This is a genomic window from Variovorax sp. V15 (assembly GCF_041154425.1).
GTDB lineage: Bacteria > Pseudomonadota > Gammaproteobacteria > Burkholderiales > Burkholderiaceae_C > Variovorax > Variovorax guangxiensis.
Genome location: NZ_AP028659.1, coordinates 5,470,830 through 5,496,003, shown reverse-complemented (window position 1 = coordinate 5,496,003; position 25,174 = coordinate 5,470,830). Strand labels below are relative to the sequence as shown.

The window sequence follows — 25,174 nt, the reverse complement described above, 5'->3', positions numbered from 1 at the left end:
AAGCTACGCTGCCCGATGGCCGCGAGGCCTTTTTTTATTGCTCAGAGGAAGAGAGACCAGATGAACAAGAACAAGTTTCTTGCCGCGGCAGCGCTGCTGGGCCTGTCGGCCACGGCTTCGGCCCAGACCGTCAACGTGATCTGCTCGGTCCAGGCCGAATGGTGCAGCGTGATCTCGACGGTCTACGCCCGCACCACCGGCGTGCGCATCAACATGGCGCTCAAGGGCTCGGGCGAGGCCCTGGCCCAGCTGATCGCCGAGAAGGACAACCCCAAGACCGACGTCTGGTTCGGCGGCACTGGCGACCCGCACCTGCAGGCGGCCGAGCAGGGGCTCACCCTCGAATACAAGTCGCCCACGCTGCCGCAGCTGCACCCGTGGGCGCAGCAGCAGGCCAAGCAGTCGGGCTACAAGACGGTGGGCATCTACTCGGGCCCCCTGGGCTTCGGCTACAACCCCGAGCTGCTGGCCAAGAAGAAGCTGCCCGTGCCCAAGACCTGGGCCGACCTGCTCAAGCCCGAGTACAAGGGCGACATCCAGGTGGCCAACCCGGCTTCCAGCGGCACGGCCTACACCATGATCGCCACGCTGGTGCAACTCATGGGCGAGGACAAGGCCTTCGACTACCTGAAGGCCCTGCACAAGAACGTCGGCCAGTACACCCGCTCGGGCACCGGCCCGATCAAGGCGGTGGCGCGCGGCGAGACGGCCGTGTCGATCAGCTTCGTGCACGACGGCCCGGGCGAGAAGATGCAGGGTTTCCCGGTCGAGACCATCACGCCCAGCGACGGCACCGGCGCCGAGATCGGCTCCATGAGCATCGTCAAGGGCGCGCGCAACCTCGACGCCGCCAAGAAGTTCTACGAATGGGCGCTCACGCCCGCCGCGCAGGAACTGGGCGCCGCCAACAAGCAGTTCCAGCTGCCGAGCAACGTGAACGCCAAGCTCGATCCGCGCATTCCCGACTTCAAGAAGATCAAGTTCATCAACTACGACTACGCCAAGTACGGCGCCAGCGCCGAGCGCCGCCGCCTGATCGCGCGCTGGGAGAAGGAAGTCAACTCGCTGCCGCGCTAAGTGAAAGCGGGTGCTATCGACGCGGGCGCGCCGGCCAATCCGGCATCGCTCGCCGCGGCCCGGCGCTCGCAGCGCTGGGTTCGGGCGTGGATCGCTCTGGGCTTCGCGGCCTACCTGCTGCTGCCCTGGTATGCGATCCAGGATTCGACCTGGTACGAGGCCGTTCCGCAGGTCTTCGGCCAGGGGGAGGGCGCCAACGGGCTGATGCAGGCCGCCACGCAGGGCCGCGTCTGGCTCTTCGTGGGCCTGGCCGGCCTGCTGCTGTGCGCCGTGGGCGCGTGGCTTCCGGCCGGCAGGACGCAGGGGCGCTGGCTGCTGGCCGGCGGCCTGATCGGCGCGCTGGGGCTCGCCGCTACCGGCTTCACCATCGGCGCGCGCGGCTGGAGCGTGGCCGTGCTCAACGCGCAGTTCGGCGAGCTGGCGGTCAGCCAGTTCGGCATCGGCGCGGGCGGCTTCGTGGCGCTCACGGCGCTGGTGCTGCTGGCGGCCTTCGGCATCGCGCGGCTGGGGCTCTTCAAGGGCGACCTGTTCGTGTCCGCCGCGGTGGTCGGCTGCGGCGTGCTGATGGCGCTGTTCATCGCATACCCGGTGAGCAAGGCGCTGTCGGGCGCTTTCTTCGATGAAGACGGGCAGTGGTCGGCCGCCGCCTTCTTCGCTCGCGTGTTCACCGAGCGCATCTGGGGGCTGGGCTGCCTTGCGGGCGGCGTGCGTTGTGGCGTGGCCTGGAACACGCTGGTGCTTGCGCTGCTCACGGCCGCCGGAACCACCTTCCTCGGCACGCTGATGGCGCTGATGGCCGAGCGCGGCAGCAAGCGCGGGCAGGGCGCGCTGCGGGTGCTGGCGCTGCTGCCGATCATCACGCCGCCCTTCGTTGTGGGGCTGGGTTTGATCCTGCTCTTCGGCCGCGCGGGCATCGTCAACCAGGTGCTGGAGAGCGCCTTCGGCATCGAGCCCACGCGCTGGTTCTACGGCATGCCGGGCGTGCTGGTGGCGCAGCTCTTCGCCTTCACGCCCATCGCCTTCATGATCATGCGCGGCGTGGTGCAGGGCATCGCGCCCAGCCTGGAGGAGGCCGCGCAGATGCTGCGCGCCGACCGCCGCCGGGCCTTCTTCACCATCACGCTGCCGCTGCTGAAGCCCGGGCTGGCCAACGCCTTCCTGGTGGGCTTCATCGAGAGCATCGCCGACTTCGGCAACCCGGTGGTGGTGGGCGGGCAGTTCTCGGTGCTGTCGACCGACATCTTCTTCGCCATCGTCGGCGCGCAGTACGACCAGGGCCGCGCGGCCTCGCTGGCCTGGGTGCTCACGCTCTTCGCGCTCGGCGTTTTCGCGCTGCAGCGCGGCCTTCTGGGCAAGCAGAACTACACCACCGTCAGCGGCAAGGGCGATGCCGGCATTCCGATGGCGCTGCCCGACGGCGTGCGCCGCACCATCCTTTGCATCGCCGGACCGTGGATCGCGTTCACCGCCGTGGTCTACCTGTTCGCCTTCGCCGGCGGCTTCGTGCAGACCTGGGGGCGCGACTACACCTTCACGCTGAACCACTTCAAGACGGCGTTCTCGCTCGAATGGGGGCAGTTCGGGCTGGTGTGGGCGGGTACCGCATGGAACTCGCTGCTCACCACGCTCAAGCTGGCGGGCATCTCGGCGCCCATCACCGCGGCGCTGGGCCTGCTCATCGCCTGGCTGCTGGCGCGCAACGAGTTCAGGGGGCAGGGCCTCTTCGAGTTCGGCGCGCTGCTGGCCTTCGCGATTCCGGGCACGGTGCTGGGCGTGAGCTACATCCTGGCCTTCAATGTGCCGCCCTTCGAGCTCACCGGCACCGGGCTGATCATCGTGCTGTGCTTCATGTTCCGGAACCTGCCGGTGGGCGTGCGCGCCGGTACGGCGGCCTTCAAGCAGCTCGACCGCTCGCTGGACGAGGCCTCGCTGATGCTGCGCGCATCGACCTCGCAGACGCTCTTCCGGGTGGTGCTGCCGCTGCTGAAGCCGGCGCTGGTGGCCGCGCTGGTCTACAGCTTCGTGCGCGCGATGACGACGGTGAGTGCCGTGATCTTCCTGGTCACGGCCGAGAACGAGCTCGCCACCACCTACATCATCGGCCGCGTGGGCAACGGCGACTACGGCATCGCGCTGGCGTACTGCACGGTGCTGATGATCCTGATGTCGCTGGCCATCGCGCTGGTGCAGTGGGTGGTCGGCGAGCGCAGGCTGGGACGGCGCGGCACCGCGCCGGTGTTGACCCAGTGAATACGGGCAGCCGAACGCAGAGGTCGCAGAAGTTGCGCAGAAGTCGCGAAAGGAACATCCAGAAATTTCCTTTGGTTTTCTTTTGCGACTTCTGCGCAATCTTCGCGACTTCTGCGTTCTGAAATTTGGGGTTCTGACTTCATGAGCAACGGCATCGAATTCCGCAACGTCACCAAGCGCTACGGCGCAGACAAGAACGCGCCGCTGGCCGTCAAGGGCATCAGCTTCGAGGTGCCCGAGGGCACGCTCACCACCATCCTCGGCCCCTCGGGCTGCGGCAAGACGACCACGCTGCGCATGATCGCGGGGCTCGAGTCGCCCACCTCGGGGTCGATCCTGATGGGCGGGCGCGACGTCACCACGCTGGGGCCGGCCGAGCGCAACGTGAGCATGATGTTCCAGAGCTACGCGCTCTTCCCGCACATGAACGTGATCGAGAACGTGGCCTACGGGCTGCGCATGAGCGGCGTGAAGAAGGAGGAGGCCGCGGCGCGGGCGCGCGAAGCGCTGCGCGGCGTGGGGCTGGTCGGCTTCGACGAGCGGCTGCCCAGCGAGCTTTCGGGCGGCCAGCAGCAGCGGGTGGCGCTGGCGCGCGCGCTGGTGCTGGAGCCGGCGGTGCTGCTGTTCGACGAGCCGCTGTCGAACCTCGACGCCCGGCTGCGCCGCGAGATGCGCGAGGAGATCCGCGCGCTGCAGCAGCGGCTGAAGCTGACTGTGGCCTACGTCACGCACGACCAGAGCGAGGCGCTGGCGGTGAGCGACCAGATCATCGTGATGGACCACGGCGTGATCGCCCAGCGCGGTACGCCCGAGCAGCTCTACGGCCGGCCCGAGAGCGAGTTCGTCGCCGGTTTCATGGGCGAGGCGATGGTGTTCCCGGCGGTGGCCGAGGCCGACGGCAGCGTGGCGCTAGGCCCCCTGCGCCTGCAGCCGCGCTATGCGGTGGCGCCCGGCACGGTGAAGGTGGCGGTGCGGCCGGAGGCGTGGCAGATCGGTGCTCCGGGTGGCTTGCCGGCCACGCTTCGCAAGGCCGCCTACCTCGGCAGTTTCTACGAATACGGCTTCGACACCACCCTGGGGCCGGTCTTCGTGGTGTCGACCGACCTGTCCAGCCCGCTGGCGGCCGGCGCGCAGACCACCCTGTCCCTGGGAGCCCATGGCGTGAGCGTGGTGCCCGGCGCATGAAACAATGGGGCCATGAACGTGGTTTTCGACCTGGGCGCCGTGCTGTTCGCATGGGAGCCCACCCGGCTGGTACAGGCCCATCTCGCTCCACACGCACCCACTGAAGCCGCCGCGGCGGCCATGGGCCGCGCGCTCTTCCATCACGACGATTGGACCAGCTTCGACTGCGGCACCCGCACGCTGGCCGATTCCATCGCCCGCATGTCGGCCCGGCTGGCGCTGCCGCCGGAACCGCTTTTCGCCATGCTCGACGGGCTGGGCGAGCGGCTGGAGCCGATCGGCGTCACCGTCGAGATGCTCGAACAGCTGATCGCCCACCGCGACGCCGGTCAGCCGCTGCGGCTGTACTACCTGTCGAACATGCCCTCGCCTTATGCCCGTGCCATCGAGCGCCGGCATGCCTTCATGGGGCGCTTCGACGGCGGCGTGTTCTCGGGGGACGTGAAATTCCTCAAGCCAGAGCGCGAGATCTACGAGGTTCTGGCGACGCGCCATGCGCTCGATCCGGCGCAGACCGTGTTCATCGACGACTCGGCCGCCAACGTCGAGGCGGCGCGCGCCTTCGGCTGGCACGCCATCCACTGCACCTCGCCGGCCATGCTGCCCTCGCAGCTGCAGCGCTACCTGCCGGTCAGCGTCACATTGCCGGTGTCGAACCCCAGGCTGCGGGCGTAGTCCAGCTCGGCCTGCAGCACCGCGTCTTCCAGGCGCGGTGCGCGCGAGAGCACCCAGAGGTACTTGCGGTCGGGCGTGCCGACCAGAGACACCTGGTAGTCGCGGTCCAGCTTCAGGATCCAGTAGTCGCCCCAGACCATCGGCAGCCATCCCAGCCAGGCCGGGGCGAAGCGCACTTCGAGGCGGCCCGCGCCGGGCTGTCCTGCCACCGGCACCACGCGGGCCGTGCCGACGGCCTCGTCGAAATTCCCGTCGTCCCGCAGGCAGCGGTTGCGCACCTGCACCGTGCCATCGGGCTGGGGCGTGTATTCGGCGCTCACCGGGCCCGCGCATTGCTTCTGGAAGCGGTTCGGCAGGCGGGCCTGTTCGTGCCAGATGCCGGCATAGCGCTGCAGGTCGACGGGTGCCACCACCTGCAGCGGCGCGCGCATCAGCGGGGCGCCGTCCGCGGGGCCCGCGGGCTGGGCACGCGCCGTGCGTGCGGCACTCAGCGCGAACCACGTTGCCACCCCGCCCACGACGAAGGCCGTGGCCATCGCGCCGATCGCATGGCTGGTGCGGCGGTCGTCGAAGGGCCTGACGTTGGCGGGAGGTCGGCGAGTGGTCATGAGGGCTCCTGAAGGGAAAGACTTTGCGTCTGCTGAAACGAAACTGCTGAAGACATTCGCAGTACGGCAAAGCCTAGCCGCGCGGCGGGCGCCGGGCCGTCAGCCACGGACCACAGGCGCTGTAGGGCGCCAAGGGGAGAGCCAGGGGACACCAGCGGGGGCGGAAACCGCAGAAGAAACCGACAACCCCACTCGGCTCAGGCCGATGGAGCCGCGCGGAAACCCGTGCTACGGTGCGCATGAAAACATCGGCCGACGCGCAACTGCGTGCAGGTCTTGTCACAACCGGCACAGGATAATGATTTCATGAACCAACTCGATGCACTCCGCCAGTGGACCACCGTTGTCGCCGACACCGGTGACTTCAAACAGCTCAGCATTTCCAAGCCGCAGGACGCGACCACCAATCCGTCGCTGATCCTCAAGGCCGTGCAGAAGCCCGAGTACCGGCCTCTGCTCGACGAGACCGTGAAGAAGCACGCAGGCAAGCCGCTCGACGAAGTCATCGACCGCTTGCTGGTGCGCTTCGGCACCGAGATCCTCTCCATCATCCCGGGCCGCGTCTCCACCGAGGTCGATGCCCGCCTGTCCTTCGACACGGCCGCGACCGTCGCGCGCGGCGAGCGCATCGTGGCGCTGTACAAGGCCGAAGGCATCGACACCGAAAAGCGCCTGCTCATCAAGGTGGCCTCCACCTGGGAAGGCATCGAGGCCGCGCGCCAGCTTGAGCGCAAGGGCATCCGCACCAACCTGACGCTGCTGTTCTCCTTCGCGCAGGCCGTGGCCTGCGGCGCGGCGGGCGTGCAACTGATCTCGCCCTTCGTGGGCCGCATCTACGACTGGTACAAGAAGTCGGCCGGCGCCAACTGGAACGAGGCGGAGAGCGCCGGTGCCAACGACCCCGGCGTGAAGTCGGTGCGCCAGATCTATGCCTACTACAAGCAGCACGGCATCAAGACCGAAGTGATGGGCGCGAGCTTCCGCAACGTGGGGCAGATCAAGGCCCTGGCCGGCTGCGACCTGCTGACCATCAGCCCCGAGCTGCTGGCGGAGCTGGCCGCGAGCAACGAGCCGCTGCAGCATGCGCTCGACCCCAAGGCCACCGGCGCCGACATCGCCAAGGTCAGCTACGACGAGGCGAGCTTCCGCTTCGCGCTCAATGAAGACGCCATGGCCACCGAGAAGCTGGCCGAAGGCATCCGCGCCTTCGCGGCCGACGCCGTGAAGCTCGAGAAGCTCATGCAGGAAAGCGGCAAGTAAAGATGGCCATGACCCTTCGCTGCGACCGCGCGCCGTCCTGGACGCAACTGCAGGCCGGCTTCGACACCGCGGGTCGCCAGTTCGACCTGCGTCATGCCTTCGTGGAAGACGCCGGCCGCTTCGAGCGCTTCAGCCAGGAGGCACCCTTCGTGTTCGCCGACCTGTCGAAGAACCTGATCGACGCGCGCACCGAGGAACTGCTCTTCAAGCTGGCGCGCGAATGCGGCCTGGAAGCGCATCGCGACGCCATGTTCGCCGGCGAGCACATCAATAACACCGAAGACCGCGCCGTGCTGCACACGCTGCTGCGCGCGCCGGCCGACGCGCCCACGGGTCCGAAGACGGCCAGCGAGCTGCGCGAAGTGCATGCCACGCTCGACGCGATGCTGGCTTATGCAGAGAAGGTGCGCGCCGACCACACGATCACCGACGTGGTCAACATCGGCATCGGGGGCTCCGATCTCGGCCCGCAGATGGCGGTGCTGGCGCTGGCCGAATTCGCCGCGCCGGGCAAGCGCTTCCACTTCGTCTCGAACGTCGATGGCCACGAACTGGCCGGCGTGCTGCAGGGCCTGGCGCCCGAGCACACGCTGTTCCTCATCGCCTCGAAGACCTTCACCACCGCCGAGACGATGACCAACGCGCAATCGGCCAGGCGCTGGTACGAGCAGTCGGGCGGCACCGACATCGCAGGCCACTTCGCCGCGCTCACCACCAACGTGGAAGCGGCGAAGAAGTTCGGCATCGACACCACCTTCGGCTTCTGGGACTGGGTCGGCGGGCGCTATTCGCTGTGGTCGGCCATCGGCCTGCCGATCGCGCTGGCGATCGGTGCCGAGGGCTTCCGCCGGCTGCTGGCAGGCGCGCATGCGATGGACGAGCACTTCCGCACCGCGCCGCTGGAGCGCAACCTGCCGGTGCGCCTCGGGCTGCTCGATGTCTGGTATCGCAACTTCCACAAGTTCACGAGCCGCAGCATCGCGCCGTACCACAGCGCGTTGAAGCGCGTGCCGGCCTACCTGCAGCAGCTCGAGATGGAAAGCAACGGCAAGCAGGTCGACGCAGGCGGCAAGCCGCTGGCCTTCGGCACCTCGCCGGTGCTGTGGGGCGAGCCCGGCACCAACGGCCAGCACGCCTATTTCCAGATGCTGCACCAGGGCACCGACGTGACGCCGCTCGAGTTCGTGGCGGTGCGCGATGCCTCCCACGACCTCGAAGGCCATCACCCCAAGCTGCTGGCCAATGCGCTCGCGCAGGCGCAGGCGCTGATGGTGGGCAAGCTCGACGAGGGCGGCCACAGGAACTTCCCCGGCAACCGGCCGAGCAGCTTCTTCGTGTTCGAGAAGCTCACGCCCGAGGCGCTGGGTGCGTTCCTCGCGATGTACGAGCACCGCGTGTTCACCAGCGGCGCGCTGTGGGGCATCAACAGCTTCGACCAGTGGGGCGTGGAGCTCGGCAAGGTGCTCGCCAAGGACATCGAGCCGCGCCTCGCATCGGGCGACATCACGGGGCTCGATGCCTCCACCGCGGGGCTGCTGAAGCGGCTCGGAAGCTGATCGAGGGCCGCGGGAAAAGCGATTTCGGAGCCTTTTGTTTTAAGCCAGGCTATGGCTTCCGGCTGTATTTGCCGTTGAAAGACGCATCGATATGATGGCCCCGGGAAATTTCCCTGGGACCAATCACAAAAGAGGAGTCGAACAATGGATTTTCAAACAGCGGTCAAGACCTGCTTCAACAAGTACGCCGATTTCAACGGCCGTGCATCGCGTTCCGAGTACTGGTGGTTCGTGCTGGCCGAGGTGATCGTTCTGATCGTCGCCAGCCTCATCCACCAGTACGTCTACGGCATCGCGGCCCTGGCCTTCCTGCTGCCCGCGCTGGCAGTGGGCGCCCGCCGCCTGCATGACATCGGCAAGAGCGGCTGGCTCCAGCTCCTGATGATCATCCCGATCGTCAACCTCGTGCTGATCTACTTCTACGTCCAGCCTTCGCAGCCCGCGTCCAACAACTACGGCGAAGCGCCGGTTGTCTCTGCCTGAGTCTTCCGGGTTTTCAATGCAAGAGGGCCGCGCAAGCGGCCCTTTTCTTTTTGCCTCGCTTCGTGCGATGCGTCAGGCCGCCACCGCCTGTGCCTGCTCGCGCACGGGCGCGCCGCTGGCCATGCGCACGCACAGGTCGAATGCCTGCTGCAGCCCCTCGATCTTCGCGATGCCCTTGCCCGCGATGTCGAATGCGCTGCCGCTGGCCGAGGTGGCCACCGGCACCGGCAGGCCACCGTGCAGCGTCACGCCCTGCTCGAATCCCATGAGCTTCATCGCGATCTGGCCCTGGTCGTGGTACATCGACACCACAGCATCCACGTCGCCGCGCCGCGCACCGATGAACACCGTGTCGGGCGAGAAGGGGCCGCGCGCATCGAGGCCCTCGGCGCGCAGCCGCTCGATGGCGGGCGCGATGATCTCGATCTCCTCCACGCCGATGGAGCCGCCGTCGCCCGCGTGCGGGTTGAGCCCGGTCACCGCGATGCGCGGATGCGCCACGCCCGCGCGCCGCAAGGCGCTGGCGATGATCTTCACCGCGTCGCTCACGCCCTGCATCGTGATGTGGCTGGCCACGTCCTTCAGCGGAATGTGCGAGGTCACGCGCGATGTCCACAGCGAGCCGGTGAGGTTGAACTCGCAGACGAAGCCTTCCACCGCGAAGCGCTCCTGCATGTAGCGCAGCTCGTCCTCGTGCACCAGGCCGCCCAGGCGCAGCGAATGCTTGTTGAGCGGCGCGAAGAGGATGCCTTCGGCCTGCTCGCGCCGAACCGCCAGCGTGGCCAGCTCCAGCGCCTCGAACGAGGCCAGGCCCGAGCGTTCGTTCGATTCGCCGAGCACCGGCTCGTGGCCCTCCATCCAGTCCATGGCGAGGAGCGTGGGGCGCCCGTCCTCGAAGCGCACGGCATCGAGGCTGTCGACCCGCAGCGGGTTCAGCTTTTCGCCCGCGATGCGCTCGCCGGACGCGAGCACGACCGGGTCGGCGATCAGCAGCACGCGCGCGGCGTCGAGATTGCGCTGCCGCGCGAGCAGCTTCACCGCCATCTCGGGGCCGATGCCGCTTGGGTCGCCGAGCAGCACGGCGATGCGCGGCTTGGCGGAACTCGTGCCTGAAGTCTTGGGGGAGGGGAGGGACATGGTGTCGGTCGGATACGGTTGAAGGGCAGGGAGAAAAGAGAAGGAATCAAGAGAAGGAACCGGCCGCCTCATTCGGCCTTGATGTTGGCGTCGCGCACGAGCTGGCCGTAGTGGTCGAACTCCTGCCGGTTCATCGCCGCGAAGGGTTCGCCGGTCAGGCCACCGGGCTCGCCGCCCAGCGCCTTGATGCGCGTCTGCACGTCGGCCAGCTTCAAGGTGCGCGAGAGCTCGGCGCTCAGCCGCTCCACCGCGGGGCGCGGCGTGCCGGCCGTGACGTAGAGGCCATACCAGGTGGACACGTCGGCGCCCTTGATGCCCTGTTCGGCCAGCGTGGGCACGTCGGGCAGCTCGGGCGAGCGCTGCGGCGCGCTCACCGCCAGCGCGCGGAACTTGCCGGCCTTGATCTGGCCCATGGCCGAGGAGGTGCTGTCGAACATCATGTCGACCTCGCCCGCGATGATGTCGACGTGCGCCTGCGAGCTGCCCTTGTAGGGCACGTGGATCGACTTCATGCCCGTGGCCAGGTTGAAGGCCTCGCCGCCCACGTGCTGCGTGCTGCCGATGCCGGAAGAGGCGTACTTGAAGCCGCCGGGCTTCGCGGCCATGGCCGCCACCAGGTCCTTCACCGACCTGTAGGGTGAATTGGCGGACACGACCAGCACGTTGGGCATCACGGCCACCAGGCCCACAGGCTGCAGGTCTTTCAGCGGGTCGTACTTGAGCTTGAGGATGTGCGGTGCCACCGCCTGTGCCGTGTTGGTGGCCAGCAGCAGCGTGGCGCCATCTGCCGGCGCTCGGGCCGTGAGCTCGCCCGCGATGGTGTTGGAGGCGCCCGGCCGGTTCTCGACCACCACGGGCTGCTTCAGCGCGGGCGAGAACTTGTCGGCCAGCACGCGCGCCAGGATGTCGGTGCCGCCGCCGGGGGAGGCGCCGACCATGATGCGCATCGGCTTGTCGGGATAGGCCGGCTGCTGTGCGCCGGCTGGCGCCGCCGTGAGCAGCATGGTGGCCGCCAACCCTGCCGCGCGAGCGAGAAAAGAGGGCTTCATCGGGTCTGTCTCCTGCTTGTAGTGGGGCTAGCGTACGGAGCATCGTCCGCGCGATCCAATCGAAAAAGCCTGCGGATCCATATACTTTTGTGCATGACCCAAGGCCCCTCCGACGCCTCGCTGATGCTCCTCGTGCGGCCGCGCCAGCTGCTGCTGCTGGCCCGGCTCGACACCCATCGCCACCTCGGCCGGGCGGCCGAAGCCATGAACATCAGCCAGCCGGCGGCCACCAAGCTGCTGCAGCAGCTGGAGGATTCGCTCGGCGAAAAGCTCTTCGAGCGCCTGGCGCGCGGCATGGAGCCCACGCCCTACGGCGAGATCCTGATCCGCTACGCCCGCCGCGTGCTCAGCGACTTCGGCACCGCCCGCGAGGAGATGCTGGCCCTGCGCTCGGGCCTCAGCGGCGCACTGCGCGTGGGCAGCGTGCCGGGCGCGGTGCCGCAGCTGCTGGCGCCGGCGCTGGTGGAATACCACCGCCGGCACCCGCAGGTGGCGGTGTCGGTGGTGGTCGAGACCAGCGACGTGATCCAGGCGCAGTTGGAGCAGGGTGATGTCGATTTCGTGCTGGGCCGCCTCACCGACGGCCACGACGAGGCGAAGTACGCGAGCGTGCCGCTCCTGGGCGAGTCGCAGGTGGTGGTGGTGCGCGCGGCCCACCCGGTGTTCGAGCGCGGCACCGTCACGCTGGCCGAGATGGCGGGCTGGTCGTGGGTGCTGCAGCCGCCGGGCTCGCCGCAGCGCGGGCGCTTCGAGGCGGCGATGCGCGAGGCGGGCATACGGGAGCGGCTGGACATCATCGAAACGGCATCGCCCATTGCCATCACCGCCTTGCTGGAGAACTCCGACATGGCGGCCGTGATGCCCGCCTCGCAGGCCGGCCACTACGCCCGTCTCGGCGTGCTGCGCGTGGTGCCGGTGGAACTGCCGGTGCGTGTGCCGCCGATCTGCCTGATCACCCGCACCGACCGGGCGCTGTCGCCCGCGGCGGCGCAGCTGCGGCGCCAGCTGCTGGGCGGCGCCTGAAGCCTTTGTGCTGCTGTTTTCCATGCTGTATTGCGTTAACTAGGGAATTCACTAGCCAACTGGTGCATGAAAGTACTGGTGATGGCGGCGGCAGTACCAAAACCGAAGGCGTGCTTCTCCAGAATTCGCGGCACGGCGACCCGACAGGAACAGGGCGTCGCTCACCTCTAGGAGACAAACATGAAGCGTTTTCTGAAAGCGGGCCTCGTCCTCGCACTGATCGGTACGGGCGTCGTCTCGCAGGCCGCCACCGAGCTCGTGATCGCGACCGTGAACAACGGCCACATGATCGAGATGCAGAAGCTCACCCCCTTCTTCGAGAAGGCCAACCCCGACATCAAGCTCAAGTGGGTGACGCTGGAGGAAGGCACGCTGCGCCAGCGCGTGACCACCGACATCGCCACCAAGGGCGGCCAGTTCGACGTGATGACCATCGGCCTGTACGAGACGCCGATCTGGTCGAAGAAGGGCTGGCTCAAGCCCATCGCCACCGACGCCGCCTACGACGTGGACGACTTGCTGCCCGCCATCCGCGACGGCCTGTCGAACGAGGGCAAGCTCTATGCAGCGCCCTTCTACGGCGAGAGCTCCATGCTCATGTACCGCAAGGACCTGGCCGACAAGGTGGGCGTGAAGTTCCCCGAGCAGCCCACCTGGGCGCAGGTGAAGGAGTTCGCCGACAAGGCCAACGACCCGAAGGCGGGCGTCTACGGCATGTGCCTGCGCGGCAAGCCGGGCTGGGGCGACAACATGGCCTTCCTGACCACGCTGGTCAACACCAACGGCGGCCAGTGGTTCGACATGCAGTGGAAGCCGCAGATCGACACCAAGCCCTGGAAGGACGCGATCACCTTCTACGTCGACCTGATGAAGAAGGACGGCCCTCCGGGCGCCTCGGCCAACAGTTTCAACGAGAACCTCGCGCTCTTCAACGAAGGCAAGTGCGCGGCCTGGGTGGACGCGACCATCGCGGCCTCTTTCATCAGCGACCCGAAGCAGTCGAAGGTGGCCGACAAGGTGGCCTTCGCGCAGGCGCCCACCGCCGCCACGCCCAAGGGCGCCAACTGGCTGTGGTCGTGGAACCTCGCCATCCCGGCCAGCTCGACCAAGGACGAGGCGGCACAGAAGTTCATCAAGTGGGCCACGTCGAAGGACTACATCGCCCTCGTGGCCAAGGAAACCGGCTGGGCCTCGGTGCCGACCGGCACGCGCAAGTCGACGTATGCGAACCCCGAGTTCCAGAAGGTCGCCAAGTTCGCGGCGGCCGAGAAGAAGGCGATCGACAGCGCGAACCTGACGGACAGCACGCTGCCGAAGTCGCCATACGTGGGCGTGCAGTACGCGGCCATTCCCGAGTTCCAGGCGATCGGCGTGGCGGTGGGGCAGCAGATGAGTGCGGCGCTGTCGGGCAAGGTCACTGTGGACCAGGCGCTGAAGACTTCGCAGACGGCGGCGGAACGTGAGATGAAGAAAGCGGGCTACTACAAGTAAGCCGCTTTCTTACCCTCTCCCCTCGGGGAGAGGGCAGGGTGAGGGGGGCGGCGTGCCCACCGCATGTGTCGCATGCCCTCACCCCAACCCTCTCCCGCAAGCGGGAGAGGGGGCAACAGCCCCCAGAGAGGAACACACAATGAAAAGACTCCTGCCACGCGCCCTCATGGCGCCCGCCGTGCTCACGCTCTTCCTCTGGATGATCGTGCCGCTGGTGATGACGTTGTACTTCTCGTTCGTGAACTACAACCTCATGCAGCCCGGCGAGCGCACCTTCGCGGGCATCGAGAACTTTCACTACTTCATCACCGACCCCGACTTCTGGCCGGCCACGTGGAACACGCTGCTGCTGATCGGCAGCGTGATCGTCATCACGGTGGTGCTGGGCGTGCTGCTCGCGCTGCTGGTGAACGAGCCCTTCCCGGGGCGCGGCATCGTGCGGGTGCTGCTGATCTCGCCCTTCTTCGTCATGCCCGCTGTCAACGCGCTGCTGTGGAAGCACATGATGATGAACCCCATCTACGGCATCCTGGCCGACGTGTGGCGCGCCTTCGGCGCCGAGCCTGTCGACTGGCTCACCGACGTGCCGCTGCTGTCGGTGATCATCATGGTGGCCTGGCAGTGGCTGCCCTTTGCCTGCCTGATCTTCATCACCTCGCTGCAGTCGCTCGACCGCGAGCAGATGGAGGCCGCGCGCATGGACGGCGCGAGCGCCATCCAGCGCTTCTTCTATCTCACCATTCCCCACCTCGCGCGTCCGATGGCGGTGGTGATCATGATCGAGATGATCTTCCTGCTCAGCGTGTTCGCCGAGATCGCCATCACCACCAACGGCGGCCCGGGCAACGAGAGCACGAACATGACCTACATGATCTTCAAGCAGTCGCTCATGAACTTCGACGTGGGCGTGGCCTCGGCGGGCGCGCTGTTCGCGGTGGTGCTGGCCAACATCGTGGCCGTGTTCCTCATCCGCATCATCGGCAAGAACCTCGATTGAGGGAGCGCACACCATGCAACAGACACAAGCTCCCAGCAACTTCCTGCCGCAACTGCTGCGCACCGTCGGTGCGTGGGCCGTCGCGCTGCTGCTGTTCTTCCCGCTCGGCTGGCTTTTCCTCACGGCCTTCAAGACGGAGCTGCAGGCGATCCATGTACCGCCGCTCTTCATCTTCGAGCCCACGCTCGACAACTTCGGCGAGGTGCAGCGCCGCAGCGACTACCTGCTGTATGCGCGCAACTCGCTCATCACGAGTCTCGGCTCGACCATCCTGGGCCTGCTGATCGCGGCGCCAGCCGCGTACTCGATGGCCTTCTTCCGCACGAAGAAGACGCGCGACATCCTGATGTGGATGCTCTCCACCAAGATGATGCCGGCCGTGGGCGCGCTGGTGCCGATCTACGTGATCGCGCAGACCGCGGGCCTCTTGGATTCGCTCACCGCGCTGACCATCGTGTTCACGCTGTCGAACCTGCCGATCATGGTGTGGATGCTCTACAGCGCCTTCAAGGACATCCCGCCCGAGATCCTGGAGGCCGCGCGCATGGACGGCGCCAGCCTCTGGACCGAGTTCCGCCACGTGGTGATGCCGCTGTCGGTGGGCGGGCTCGCATCCACCGGCCTGCTGTGCCTGGTGCTGAGCTGGAACGAGGCCTTCTGGGCGCTCAACCTCAGCTCGGCCAAGGCCGGCACGCTGGCCACGCTCATCGCCTCCTACTCCAGCCCCGAGGGCCTGTTCTGGGCCAAGCTGTCGGCCGCCTCGCTGATGGCCATCGCGCCCATCGTGGTGTTCGGCTGGTTCAGCCAGAAGCAACTGGTGCAAGGCCTCACCTTCGGCGCCGTGAAATGAACACCCCCAGTCTTCGCGCACTGCGTGCCGCTTCGCCAACCCCCTCGAGGGGGCGCCGCGCGCTTTCGAACAACGTCGGCGCATCGCTCGCCTGCTGGCAAAACATCAAGGAGTCGTGAATGGCCTACCTCGAACTCAAGAACATCAAGAAGAGCTTTGGTGAAGTCAACATCATCAAGGGCGTCGACCTGCAGATCCAGAAGGGCGAGTTCATCGTCTTCGTCGGGCCCTCGGGCTGCGGCAAGTCGACGCTGCTGCGGCTGATCGCGGGGCTGGAGCCGATCACCAGCGGCAACCTGCTGCTGGACGGCAAGGACATCACCTGGGCACCCTCGGGCAAGCGCGACCTCGCGATGGTGTTCCAGAGCTACGCGCTCTATCCGCACATGAGCGTGTACGACAACATGTCCTTCGCGCTCAAGCTGGCGGGCGTCTCCAAGAGCGAGATCAAGACCAAGGTGGAGTACGCGGCGAAGACGCTGAACCTCACGCAGTACCTCGACCGCACGCCCAAGGACCTCTCCGGCGGGCAGCGCCAGCGCGTGGCCATCGGCCGCGCCATCGTGCGGGCGCCGAAGGTGTTTCTGTTCGACGAGCCGCTGTCGAACCTCGACGCCGCACTGCGCGGCAACACGCGCGTGGAGATCCACAAGCTGCACCGCGCGCTGGGCGCGACCACCATCTACGTGACGCACGACCAGGTCGAGGCCATGACGCTGGCCGACCGCGTGGTGGTGCTGAAGGACGGGCTCATCGAGCAGGTCGGCACGCCGCTGGAGCTGTACGACCGCCCGGCCAACCAGTTCGTGGCGCAGTTCATCGGCATGCCGTCGATGAACATGGTGGCGGCGAACGCCATTCCTTCCTTTTCCGCCGCGACCGGCGGCAGGCTGCCCGCCGACGGCTTCCTGGGCGTGCGCCCCGAGGGGCTGCGCGTGCATCCGAAGCAGGGCGCGCCGGTGACCGACGTGCTCGGCCGCGTCGAGCTGGTCGAGGCGCTGGGTGCCGACACGCTGATCCACGTCGACGTGGCCGGCGTGCCGCTGATCGCGCGGCAGAACGACCGCACGCCGCTGCAGGCCGGCGACGACGTGGCCGTGGAGCTCGATCCGTCGGTGCTGCATCTCTTCAACCGCGAGGGCCGCTCGGTCGCCGCGTGACCTGACCCATCTACTCCTGTCCACCGTCTTTTCAACGGACCTTCTCGTGACCATTGCGCAAACTCCACCGGCTCTCTCCGAGTTCACGGTGCTCCATCTCGGCCTGGGCTCGTTCCACCGTGCCCACCAGGCCGTGTACCTGCAGCGGCTGATCGACGCGGGCGACACCCGCTGGTCGCTCTCGGGCGCCAACATCCGGCCGGACATGGCCGAGGTCGTCGCCGCGCTGCAGACGCAGGGCGGGCGCTACACGCTCGAGACCGTCTCGCCCGCGGGCGAGTACCGCTATGAAGAGATCTCCGCGATCCGCGAGGTGCTGCCCTGGGAGCGTTCGCTGGCGGGCGTGATCGCCCGCGGCGCGGCGCCCTCGACGCGCATCGTGTCCTTCACCGTGACCGAGGCCGGCTACTACCTCGATGACAAGGGCAAGCTCGATCTCTCCTTCAGCGACCTCGCGGCCGACGTGGAGCGCGCACGGCGCGGCGAGACGGGTGGCGACGGCGTGACCATCTACGGCGCCGTCTGCGCCATCCTGCGCGCGCGCAAGGCCGCGAACGCGGGCCCGCTGACGCTGCTGAACTGCGACAACCTGCGCCACAACGGCGACCGCTTCCGCGCCGGCCTGCTGGAGTTCATCGGCCTGGCGGGCGATGCCGACCTGCTGGCCTGGGTGAACGCGAACACCCGCTGCCCCAACGCCATGGTCGACCGCATCACGCCGCGCCCGCCGCCCGAGTTGCGCGCGCGCGTGAAGGCCGCCACCGGACGCGACGACGCAGCCGCCATCACCGGCGAGAGCTTCATCCAGTGGGTGATCGAAGACGACTTCGTGGCCGGCCGCCCCGACTGGGGCCGCGTGGGCGTGGAGCTGGTCGAGTCGGTGCAGCCGTATGAAGAAGCCAAGATCCGCATCCTCAACGCCACTCACAGCTGCGTGGCCTGGGCGGGCACGCTGATCGGGCTGGGCTTCATCCACGAAGGCACGCACGATGCGGCCATCCGCAAGATGGCCTTCAATTACGTCACGGACGACGTCGTTCCCTGCCTGAGCCCCAGCCCCATCGACCTTGCGGCCTACCGCGACGTGGTGCTCGACCGCTTCGGCAACCCGGCCATCCGCGACACCAACCAGCGCGTGGCGGCGGACGGCTTCTCGAAGATCCCCGGTTTCATCGCGCCGACGGTGCGCGAGCGCCTAGCGGCCGGCCAGCCCATCGAGAGCGTGGCGATGCTGCCCGCGCTGTTCCTGGCCTTCCTGCAGCGCTGGCACAAGGGCGCGCTGCCCTACGCCTACCAGGACCAGGGCATGGACGAGGCCGTGGCGCACGCGATCTGCGACGCTGCCGACCCTGTGGTCGCGCTGTGTTCCGACGCGGGGCTGTGGGGCAACATCGCGGGCGATGCGCGGCTGATCGATGCCGTGCGCCGCGCGGGAGAACGCGCCGCGCGCTTCGTGCAGGCCGCGGGGCACAAGCCATGAGCGGCAGGCTGCAGGGCAGGCACGTGCTGCTGACCGGCGCGGGCGGCGGCATCGGCCTGGCCGTGGCCGCGGCCTGCATCGCCGAAGGTGCGCGCTGCACGGTGATCGACCGCGCGCCCGCCGCACCCGAGGCCGTGCGCGCGCTGCAGCAGGGCCACCCCGACAGCCTGGCCTACATCGCGGCCGACGTGACCGACACGCAGGCCATCGCGCACATGCTGGCCGAGGCGCAGGTGGCCTTCGGGCCGGTCCACACGCTGTTCAACAACGCGGCGGTGTTCGACCTCGCGCCGCTGCTCGACAGCGACGAGGCCTCGTTCGACCGGCTTTTCGCCGTCAACGTGAAGGGCATGTTCTTCGTGATGCAGGCGGTGCTGCGCCATATGGTGGAGGCCGGCACGCAGGGCGCCTCGGTCATCAACATGGCCTCGCAGGCCGGGCGCCGCGGCGAGGCGCTGGTGTCGCACTACTGCGCGACCAAGGCGGCCGTCATCAGCTACACCCAGAGCGCCGCGCTGGCCATGGCGCCGCACGGCATCCGCGTCAACGGCATCGCTCCCGGTGTGGTCGACACGCCGATGTGGGACCATGTGGACAGCCTGTTCGCCAAGGCCGAAGGACTGCAGCCCGGAGAGAAGAAGCGGCAGGTCGGCCTGGCGGTGCCGCTCGGACGCATGGGCGTGCCGGACGACATCGCGGGGGCGGCGGTGTTCCTCGCCAGCGACGAGGCGCGCTACATCACGGCGCAAACCCTCAATGTCGACGGCGGCAACGTCATGAGCTGAAGACCCGATGAACCAAGACTTCCACCTGTACCTCGACAGCGCCGACATGGTCGAGCTGCAGGCCTGCCTGCCGCACCCCGTGGTGCACGGCGTGACGACCAATCCCACGCTGCTCAAGCGCGCCGGCATCGGCCGCGCCGGCGTGCCCGGCCTGCTGCGCCGCTGCATCGAGCTGGGCGCGCGGCAGGTGCAGGCCCAGGTGTATTCGCAGGACGCCGACGGCATGCTGGAGGACGCGCGGGCGCTGCTCGCGCACTTCGCGCCGGGCCAGCTGGTGGTGAAGATCCCGGCCACACGCCAGGGCTTCGCGGCCGGCGCGCGGCTCATCGAACAGGGCGTGCCCGTCACCTGGACTGCGGTTTACGCGCCCGAGCAGGCCCACTTCGCGGCGCAGCTGGGCGCCGCCTATGCCGCGCCCTACCTCGGCCGCCTGGAAGACTCCGGCGCCGACGGGCTGGGGCTGATCGCGCAGATGCAGGCGCTGGTCGCGCAGCGGCCCGCGTCGGGCACGCGGCTGCTGGTGGCGAGCATCCGCTCGCGCGAGGCCTATCTTTCTCTGCTGCGGATCGGCGTGGGCGCCATCACCATTCCGCCGCGCCTGTTTTCCGCATTGCTCGACCATCCCGCCACGCTGGCCGCGGAAAGCGGCTTCCTCGCCGACGCGCGCGACCTGCCGGCCTGACCGCGCCAGAATCCAGACACCATGCGCATTGCACTCACGGGCGAAGCCCTCATCGATTTCACCGCCAGCGAGGCTGGCACCCTGGCGTTCCTCGGGCACGAGGGCGGTTCGCCGCTCAACACGGCCGTGGCCTGCGCGCGGCTCGGGCAACCGACGGGCTTTCTCACGCAGCTTTCGACCGACCTGTTCGGCGAGCGGCTGATGGGCTTCCTGCAGCGCAACGGCGTAGACACCAGCTTCATCCTGCGCAGCGGCGCGCCTTCGACGCTGGCCTTCGTCGAGCGCACGCCACAAACCAACCGCTATGCCTTCTATACGCAAGGCAGCGCCGACGCCACCTGGGCGCCCGAGCCGCTGCCGCAGCTGCCGGCGGAGTGCCGCTTTCTGCACTTCGGCTCGATCTCGCTGCTGCAGGACCCGGCCGCCACGCGCATCGCCGACCTGGTCGCGGCGAACCGCGGACAGCGCGTGATCGTGTTCGACCCGAACGTGCGGCCCAGCCTCATCACCGACATGGCTACCTATCGCGAGCGCGTGAACGGCTGGTTCGGCATGGCCGACCTGGTCAAGCTCAGCGACGAGGACGCCGCGCTGCTCGCGCCCGGCCAGCCGGTCGATGCGCTGGCCGCCGAGTGCCTGAAGGCCGGCACTCGCGCCGTGATCGTCACGCGCGGCGGCGACGGCGCGACGCTCTGGCGCACCGGCCATGCGCCGCTGAGCGTGGCGGCGCCGCGCGTGACCGTGGTCGACACCATCGGCGCGGGCGACACCTTCACGGCAGGGCTGTCGGTGGCGCTGCTCTCGCACGGCATCGAGCAGCCCGGGCAGCTCGACGCGCTGACTGACGAGGACTGGAAGGGCGTGATGGGCTTCGCCGCCACCGCCGCCGCCCTCAACTGCACCCGCGAGGGTGCCGATCCACCGACGCTGGAGGCGGTTCACGCCGCGCTGGCGAAGGCACAAAATACCGCTGTTGCTGCTGCTTCCCGGCCCTGAGCCGGGCTGCCATCATGACGACGTCCACCCGCAAGCGCTCGATTCCCCGCCAGCGCCAGCCCGAACTGGAGCGCGACTTCGCGCGCTCCCCCTCGCTGGGCTACGAGGCCCCCGAAGAAACCGGCGTGGTGCGCTGCCTCGCGCACGGCTTCCCGAGCCCGCTGGTGCGCTGGCACTTCCATGAAGAGTACGAGCTGCACCTGATCACCGAGACATCGGGCAAGGCCTTCATCGGCGACTGGATCGGGCCTTTCCAGCCGGGGCATCTGGTGCTGTGCGGGCCGAGGCTGCCGCACAACTGGATCTCGCTGGACGTGCCCGAAGGCGGCGCGGCGGGGCGCGACCGCGTGATTCAGTTCCGCCACGAGCCCATCGAGCACGCGGCGGCGCAGATTCCCGAGCTGCGCGAGGTGATGCAGCTGCTGGAGCGGGCGCGCCACGGCATCGAGTTCTTCGGCATGTCGCAGCAGGCGCAGTCGCACTGGGACCGCATCAAGGCCGCGCGCGGCGTGCGCCGCCTGGGCCTGTTCCTCGACTTCATGGCCGACCTGGCGCAGTGCACCGATTACCGGCTGCTGTCGAGCGTGCAGATGCAGGGTGCGCAGGGCGCCGACGGCGACGCGCAGGTCGACCAGATCAACGGCATCGTCAACCGCATCACCAACAACATGGCCGAGCCGATCTCGATGTCCGACGTGGCGGCCGAATTGGGCATGAGCGAGAGCCGCTTCAGCCGCTTCTTCCGGCGTTCCACCGGCAACAGCTTCACCGACTTCGTCAACCGCGTGCGCATCAACAGCGCCTGCCACCTGCTGATGCAGACCGACCACTACGTGACCGACATCTGCTACCAGGTGGGCTTCAACAACGTGGCGAACTTCAACCGGCGCTTTCTCGAGATCAAGGGCATGACGCCGAGCGAATTCCGCAAGCAGGCCGACACGCGCTTCGGGGTATGAGGTTCGCCCCCAGGCTGCGCGCACTCCGCGTCGCTTCGCCAACCTCCTCGCCGGGGGCAACACCTGAGGCCCGGCAAAGCCGGTTCCTCGGTGTTCCTTGAAAGGAAAGCGAGCTCTTCGTACATCCGCCGCGCATAAGCACGGCAAGTCTGAACAAATCAAATAAGGGGCTCATCTTGTATCTGGGACTCGACCTCGGCACGTCCGAGCTCAAGGCGCTCTTGCTCGCCGACGACCATCGCATCGTGGGCGTGGCCCGCGCGCCGCTCACGGTCGAACGGCCGCAGCCGTTGTGGTCGGAGCAGGCGCCGCGGCAGTGGTGGCAGGCGCTCGAAGAAGTGATGCGTGCGCTCGGCAAGTCGCACCCCGAAGAACTCGCGGCGGTGCGCGCCATCGGCCTTTCGGGCCAGATGCACGGTGCCACGCTGATCGACGAAGCGGGCGAGGTGCTGCGCCCCGCGATCCTGTGGAACGACGGCCGCAGCGGTGCGCAGTGCGAAGCGCTCGCGCGCGCCGTGCCCAGGCTCGGCGAGATCGCGGGCAACCTCGCGATGCCGGGTTTCACCGCGCCCAAGCTGCTGTGGGTGCGCGAGCACGAGCCCGAGATCTTCAGCCGCGTCGCCCGCGTGCTGCTGCCGAAGGACTGGCTGCGCTTCATGCTCAGCGGCGAGGCCGTCAGCGAGATGTCGGATGCGGCGGGCACGTTGTGGCTCGACGTGGGCGCGCGCGACTGGTCCGACGAGCTGCTCGCTGCCACGGGGCTGACGCGTGCCCACATGCCGAGGCTGGTCGAGGGCAGCGAGGTGTCGGCGCAGCTCAAGCCCGAACTGGCCGGGCGATGGGGCTTGCCCGATGGCGTCAAGATCGCCGGCGGTGCCGGTGACAACGCGGCGAGCGCGGTCGGCATGGGGCTGGTCGAGCCGGGGCAGGGCTTCGTGTCGCTAGGCACGTCGGGCGTGGTGTTCGTGTCGACCGACCGCTTCCTGCCGAACCCCGCACAGGCGATGCACGCCTTCTGCCACGCGCTGCCGAAGCGCTGGCACCAGATGTCGGTGATGCTCTCGGCCGCCAGCGCGGTGAGCTGGGCCGCCAAGACTTTCAGGTTCTCCGACGAGGCTGCGCTGCTCGAAGCAGCCGCAAGCGTTGCGCTGTCGCAGCGCGAACGCTGCCCGCTGTTCCTTCCGTACCTGTCGGGCGAGCGCTCGCCGCACAACAACCCCAACGCGCAGGGCGTGCTCTTCGGGTTCACGCATGCGCACGGGCCGGCGGAGATCGCCTATGCCGTGGTCGAGGGCGTGAGCTTCGGCCTGCGCGACGGCTTCGACACCCTGCGGCTGCCGCAAGACATGCCGATGCGCGAGATGGCGCTGGTCGGCGGCGGCGCGCGCAGTGTGTGGTGGGGGCAGTTGCTGGCCGATATCTTCCAGGTTCCGCTCACGCTCTATGCGGGCAGCGAGACTGGTGGGGCGCTGGGCGCGGCGCGGCTGGCCTGGCTGGCGGATGGGGGCGAGGTGGCAGAGGTGTGCACGCTGCCGCCAGTGAAGCAGAAGCTGGTTCCCTCGACCGATGGAGCCGATGTCCGCAGGACGAGGCATACGCGCTTCCAGGCGCTCTACAAGGCGGTGCAGGCGCAATTCCAGTAGCAGAGCAATCACGACCGCCCATGAAAAAAGCCCGGCGCAAGCCGGGCTTTTTTCATTTCGCGAGACACCGCGGATCCGGCTCTGCCGGTCCGCAGGTGTCGCCCCCGGTAGGGGGTAGGCGTAGCGGACACGAAGTGCCGCGCAGCCTGGGGGCGAGCCAATTACATGCCCATGCCGCCCATGCCACCCATGCCGCCCATGTCGGGCATGCCGCCGCCGGCAGGAGCGTCGTCCTTCGGAGCGTCAGCCACCATGGCTTCGGTCGTCAGCAGCAGCGAGGACACCGAAGCGGCGTTCTGCAGTGCGGTGCGGGTGACCTTCGTCGGGTCCAGGATGCCCAGTTCGAGCATGTCGCCGTACGTGTCGTTGGCGGCATTGAAGCCGTAGTTGCCCTTGCCGGCCAGAACCGCGTTCACCACCACCGAGGCTTCGCCGCCGGCGTTGTTCACGATTTCGCGCAGGGGAGCTTCGATGGCCTTCAGCACCAGCTTGATGCCGGCGTCTTGATCAGCGTTGTCGCCCTTGACCTTGTCGCCCACGGCTTGCTTGGCACGCAGCAGAGCCACGCCGCCACCAGCCACGACGCCTTCTTCCACTGCAGCGCGGGTGGCGTGCAGGGCGTCTTCGACGCGAGCCTTCTTTTCCTTCATTTCGACTTCGGTGGCAGCGCCGACCTTGATCACGGCAACGCCGCCGGCCAGCTTGGCCACGCGCTCTTGCAGCTTTTCACGGTCGTAGTCGCTGGTGGCTTCCTCGATCTGCACGCGGATCTGCTTCACGCGGGCTTCGATGTCCGGAGCAGCGCCCGAGCCGTCGATGATGATCGTGTTTTCCTTGCCCACTTCGATGCGCTTGGCCTGGCCCAGGTCGGCCAGGGTCACCTTCTCGAGGGTCAGGCCCACTTCTTCGGCGATGACCTTGCCGCCCGTCAGGATGGCGATGTCTTCCAGCATGGCCTTGCGGCGGTCGCCGAAGCCGGGAGCCTTGACGGCCACGACCTTCAGGATGCCGCGGATGGTGTTCACCACCAGCGTAGCCAGGGCTTCGCCTTCGACTTCTTCAGCGATGATCAGCAGCGGACGGCCGGCCTTGGCGACTTGCTCCAGCGTGGGCAGCAGGTCACGGATGTTGCTGATCTTCTTGTCGAACAGCAGGACGAACGGGTTGTCCAGGATCGCCGATTGCTTCTCGGGATTGTTGATGAAGTAGGGCGACAGGTAGCCGCGGTCGAACTGCATGCCTTCGACGACGTCGAGTTCGCTGTCCAGCGACTTGCCGTCTTCCACGGTGATCACGCCTTCCTTGCCGACCTTGTCCATCGCGTCGGCGATGATCTTGCCGATGGTTTCGTCGCTGTTGGCCGAGATCGAGCCGACTTGAGCGATTTCCTTCGACGTGGTGGTGGGCTTCGAAGCCTTCTTCAGCTCTTCGACCAGGGCAGCAACTGCCTTGTCGATGCCGCGCTTCAGGTCCATCGGGTTGATGCCGGCGGCCACGTACTTGAAGCCTTCGCGAACGATGGCTTGAGCCAGCACGGTCGCGGTGGTGGTGCCGTCACCGGCGTTGTCGCTGGTCTTGGAGGCCACTTCCTTCACGAGCTGGGCGCCCATGTTCTGGAGCTTGTCCTTCAGTTCGATTTCCTTGGCGACCGACACGCCGTCCTTCGTGACGGTGGGGGCGCCGAACGAGCGCTCGAGCACCACGTTGCGGCCCTTGGGGCCCAGGGTCACCTTGACTGCGTTGGCCAGGATGTTCACACCCTCGACCATGCGTGCGCGGGCTTCGCCGCCGAAGACTACGTCTTTTGCTGCCATGTCTAATTACTCCG

Annotated in this window: 22 protein-coding genes; 18 read left to right on the top strand and 4 right to left on the bottom strand. The window is 67.8% G+C overall.

Annotated elements, in window-relative coordinates; all coding sequences use genetic code 11:
• Window positions 1-60 precede the first annotated feature (60 nt).
• From ACAM57_RS26230 to ACAM57_RS26215, 4 genes are all read left to right on the top strand, one after another.
• The gene (locus ACAM57_RS26230; protein WP_126025698.1) at window positions 61-1,077 is read left to right on the top strand and encodes an ABC transporter substrate-binding protein; all 1,017 of its coding nucleotides are present in this window, start codon (window positions 61-63) and stop codon (window positions 1,075-1,077) included.
• A complete protein-coding gene (locus ACAM57_RS26225; protein WP_369659476.1) occupies window positions 1,078-3,327 on the top strand; it encodes an ABC transporter permease in 2,250 nt (749 codons plus the stop codon).
• Between the two features lie 141 nt (window positions 3,328-3,468).
• Window positions 3,469-4,512 carry an ABC transporter ATP-binding protein gene (locus tag ACAM57_RS26220; RefSeq protein WP_369659475.1) on the top strand — a complete coding sequence of 348 codons (1,044 nt, stop codon included), beginning with the start codon at window positions 3,469-3,471 and terminating at the stop codon, window positions 4,510-4,512.
• Window positions 4,513-4,524: 12 nt separating this feature from the next.
• Complete coding sequence (locus ACAM57_RS26215) at window positions 4,525-5,187, top strand: HAD family phosphatase (RefSeq protein ID WP_126025701.1); 663 nt, start codon at window positions 4,525-4,527, stop codon at window positions 5,185-5,187.
• Here ACAM57_RS26215 and ACAM57_RS26210 read toward each other — a convergent pair.
• The gene (locus ACAM57_RS26210; protein ID WP_369659474.1) at window positions 5,133-5,795 is read right to left on the bottom strand and encodes a lipocalin family protein; all 663 of its coding nucleotides are present in this window, start codon (window positions 5,793-5,795) and stop codon (window positions 5,133-5,135) included. The genes ACAM57_RS26215 and ACAM57_RS26210 overlap by 55 nt on opposite strands.
• A gap of 306 nt (window positions 5,796-6,101) precedes the next feature.
• Here ACAM57_RS26210 and tal point away from each other — a divergent pair, with 306 nt between their 5' ends.
• The 3 genes from tal to ACAM57_RS26195 all read left to right on the top strand — a co-directional run bounded on the left by tal (window position 6,102) and on the right by ACAM57_RS26195 (window position 9,094).
• Window positions 6,102-7,055 carry a transaldolase gene (gene tal / locus ACAM57_RS26205; protein ID WP_184635013.1) on the top strand — a complete coding sequence of 318 codons (954 nt, stop codon included), beginning with the start codon at window positions 6,102-6,104 and terminating at the stop codon, window positions 7,053-7,055.
• 2 nt (window positions 7,056-7,057) lie between these two features.
• A complete protein-coding gene (gene pgi, locus ACAM57_RS26200; RefSeq protein WP_184635015.1) occupies window positions 7,058-8,611 on the top strand; it encodes a glucose-6-phosphate isomerase in 1,554 nt (517 codons plus the stop codon).
• A 144-nt stretch (window positions 8,612-8,755) separates the two neighbouring features.
• Window positions 8,756-9,094, top strand: coding sequence for a DUF805 domain-containing protein (locus ACAM57_RS26195; protein ID WP_126025705.1), 339 nt, complete (start codon window positions 8,756-8,758; stop codon window positions 9,092-9,094).
• Window positions 9,095-9,166: 72 nt separating this feature from the next.
• Here ACAM57_RS26195 and ACAM57_RS26190 read toward each other — a convergent pair whose 3' ends face one another.
• Complete coding sequence (locus ACAM57_RS26190) at window positions 9,167-10,231, bottom strand: PdxA family protein (protein WP_369659473.1); 1,065 nt, start codon at window positions 10,229-10,231, stop codon at window positions 9,167-9,169.
• A gap of 68 nt (window positions 10,232-10,299) precedes the next feature.
• Window positions 10,300-11,280 (bottom strand): tripartite tricarboxylate transporter substrate binding protein, encoded by a 981-nt coding sequence (locus ACAM57_RS26185; RefSeq protein ID WP_184635019.1) that lies wholly within the window; start codon window positions 11,278-11,280, stop codon window positions 10,300-10,302.
• Between the two features lie 93 nt (window positions 11,281-11,373).
• Between ACAM57_RS26185 and ACAM57_RS26180 the strand changes: the two genes are divergently transcribed.
• The 11 genes from ACAM57_RS26180 to xylB all read left to right on the top strand — a co-directional run bounded on the left by ACAM57_RS26180 (window position 11,374) and on the right by xylB (window position 23,346).
• Window positions 11,374-12,303: a LysR family transcriptional regulator gene (locus ACAM57_RS26180; protein WP_369659472.1), complete on the top strand. Its 930-nt coding sequence runs from the start codon at window positions 11,374-11,376 to the stop codon at window positions 12,301-12,303.
• A 180-nt stretch (window positions 12,304-12,483) separates the two neighbouring features.
• The gene (locus ACAM57_RS26175; RefSeq protein WP_019654469.1) at window positions 12,484-13,794 is read left to right on the top strand and encodes a sugar ABC transporter substrate-binding protein; all 1,311 of its coding nucleotides are present in this window, start codon (window positions 12,484-12,486) and stop codon (window positions 13,792-13,794) included.
• 139 nt (window positions 13,795-13,933) lie between these two features.
• Complete coding sequence (locus ACAM57_RS26170; RefSeq protein WP_184635025.1) at window positions 13,934-14,791, top strand: carbohydrate ABC transporter permease; 858 nt, start codon at window positions 13,934-13,936, stop codon at window positions 14,789-14,791.
• Window positions 14,792-14,804: 13 nt separating this feature from the next.
• Complete coding sequence (locus ACAM57_RS26165) at window positions 14,805-15,641, top strand: carbohydrate ABC transporter permease (protein WP_126022946.1); 837 nt, start codon at window positions 14,805-14,807, stop codon at window positions 15,639-15,641.
• Between the two features lie 119 nt (window positions 15,642-15,760).
• A complete protein-coding gene (locus ACAM57_RS26160) occupies window positions 15,761-16,801 on the top strand; it encodes an ABC transporter ATP-binding protein (RefSeq protein ID WP_369659471.1) in 1,041 nt (346 codons plus the stop codon).
• Window positions 16,802-16,889: 88 nt separating this feature from the next.
• A complete protein-coding gene (gene dalD, locus ACAM57_RS26155; RefSeq protein ID WP_369662479.1) occupies window positions 16,890-18,281 on the top strand; it encodes a D-arabinitol 4-dehydrogenase in 1,392 nt (463 codons plus the stop codon).
• Window positions 18,278-19,066, top strand: coding sequence for an L-iditol 2-dehydrogenase (locus ACAM57_RS26150; protein ID WP_126022948.1), 789 nt, complete (start codon window positions 18,278-18,280; stop codon window positions 19,064-19,066). Before dalD ends, ACAM57_RS26150 begins: the two co-directional genes overlap by 4 nt.
• Window positions 19,067-19,073: 7 nt before the next feature.
• Entirely contained in the window at window positions 19,074-19,748 is a 675-nt protein-coding gene (locus tag ACAM57_RS26145; RefSeq protein ID WP_369659470.1) for a transaldolase family protein, read from the top strand.
• A gap of 21 nt (window positions 19,749-19,769) precedes the next feature.
• The gene (locus ACAM57_RS26140) at window positions 19,770-20,744 is read left to right on the top strand and encodes a carbohydrate kinase (RefSeq protein ID WP_369659469.1); all 975 of its coding nucleotides are present in this window, start codon (window positions 19,770-19,772) and stop codon (window positions 20,742-20,744) included.
• Window positions 20,745-20,758: 14 nt separating this feature from the next.
• Window positions 20,759-21,703 carry an AraC family transcriptional regulator gene (locus ACAM57_RS26135; protein ID WP_184635034.1) on the top strand — a complete coding sequence of 315 codons (945 nt, stop codon included), beginning with the start codon at window positions 20,759-20,761 and terminating at the stop codon, window positions 21,701-21,703.
• A 176-nt stretch (window positions 21,704-21,879) separates the two neighbouring features.
• Window positions 21,880-23,346, top strand: coding sequence for a xylulokinase (gene xylB, locus ACAM57_RS26130; RefSeq protein ID WP_369659468.1), 1,467 nt, complete (start codon window positions 21,880-21,882; stop codon window positions 23,344-23,346).
• A gap of 161 nt (window positions 23,347-23,507) precedes the next feature.
• Here the strand turns inward: xylB and groL are convergent, their stop codons facing one another.
• Complete coding sequence (gene groL, locus ACAM57_RS26125; RefSeq protein ID WP_126022952.1) at window positions 23,508-25,160, bottom strand: chaperonin GroEL; 1,653 nt, start codon at window positions 25,158-25,160, stop codon at window positions 23,508-23,510.
• Window positions 25,161-25,174: the final 14 nt, after the last annotated feature.

Excerpts from the sequence above, each read along its gene's own strand:
- ACAM57_RS26150 (WP_126022948.1), top strand. The coding sequence starts at position 18,278 with ATGAGCGGCAGGCTGCAGGGCAGGCACGTGCTGCTGACCGGCGCGGGC.
- ACAM57_RS26230 (WP_126025698.1), top strand. The coding sequence starts at position 61 with ATGAACAAGAACAAGTTTCTTGCCGCGGCAGCGCTGCTGGGCCTGTCG.
- ACAM57_RS26170 (WP_184635025.1), top strand. The coding sequence starts at position 13,934 with ATGAAAAGACTCCTGCCACGCGCCCTCATGGCGCCCGCCGTGCTCACG.
- ACAM57_RS26210 (WP_369659474.1), bottom strand. The coding sequence starts at position 5,795 with ATGACCACTCGCCGACCTCCCGCCAACGTCAGGCCCTTCGACGACCGC.
- ACAM57_RS26180 (WP_369659472.1), top strand. The coding sequence starts at position 11,374 with ATGACCCAAGGCCCCTCCGACGCCTCGCTGATGCTCCTCGTGCGGCCG.
- ACAM57_RS26185 (WP_184635019.1), bottom strand. The coding sequence starts at position 11,280 with ATGAAGCCCTCTTTTCTCGCTCGCGCGGCAGGGTTGGCGGCCACCATG.
- ACAM57_RS26135 (WP_184635034.1), top strand. The coding sequence starts at position 20,759 with ATGACGACGTCCACCCGCAAGCGCTCGATTCCCCGCCAGCGCCAGCCC.
- ACAM57_RS26145 (WP_369659470.1), top strand. The coding sequence starts at position 19,074 with ATGAACCAAGACTTCCACCTGTACCTCGACAGCGCCGACATGGTCGAG.
- groL (WP_126022952.1), bottom strand. The coding sequence starts at position 25,160 with ATGGCAGCAAAAGACGTAGTCTTCGGCGGCGAAGCCCGCGCACGCATG.
- ACAM57_RS26190 (WP_369659473.1), bottom strand. The coding sequence starts at position 10,231 with ATGTCCCTCCCCTCCCCCAAGACTTCAGGCACGAGTTCCGCCAAGCCG.
- ACAM57_RS26165 (WP_126022946.1), top strand. The coding sequence starts at position 14,805 with ATGCAACAGACACAAGCTCCCAGCAACTTCCTGCCGCAACTGCTGCGC.
- tal (WP_184635013.1), top strand. The coding sequence starts at position 6,102 with ATGAACCAACTCGATGCACTCCGCCAGTGGACCACCGTTGTCGCCGAC.
- ACAM57_RS26160 (WP_369659471.1), top strand. The coding sequence starts at position 15,761 with ATGGCCTACCTCGAACTCAAGAACATCAAGAAGAGCTTTGGTGAAGTC.
- ACAM57_RS26220 (WP_369659475.1), top strand. The coding sequence starts at position 3,469 with ATGAGCAACGGCATCGAATTCCGCAACGTCACCAAGCGCTACGGCGCA.
- ACAM57_RS26195 (WP_126025705.1), top strand. The coding sequence starts at position 8,756 with ATGGATTTTCAAACAGCGGTCAAGACCTGCTTCAACAAGTACGCCGAT.
- ACAM57_RS26175 (WP_019654469.1), top strand. The coding sequence starts at position 12,484 with ATGAAGCGTTTTCTGAAAGCGGGCCTCGTCCTCGCACTGATCGGTACG.
- ACAM57_RS26215 (WP_126025701.1), top strand. The coding sequence starts at position 4,525 with ATGAACGTGGTTTTCGACCTGGGCGCCGTGCTGTTCGCATGGGAGCCC.
- ACAM57_RS26140 (WP_369659469.1), top strand. The coding sequence starts at position 19,770 with ATGCGCATTGCACTCACGGGCGAAGCCCTCATCGATTTCACCGCCAGC.
- pgi (WP_184635015.1), top strand. The coding sequence starts at position 7,058 with ATGGCCATGACCCTTCGCTGCGACCGCGCGCCGTCCTGGACGCAACTG.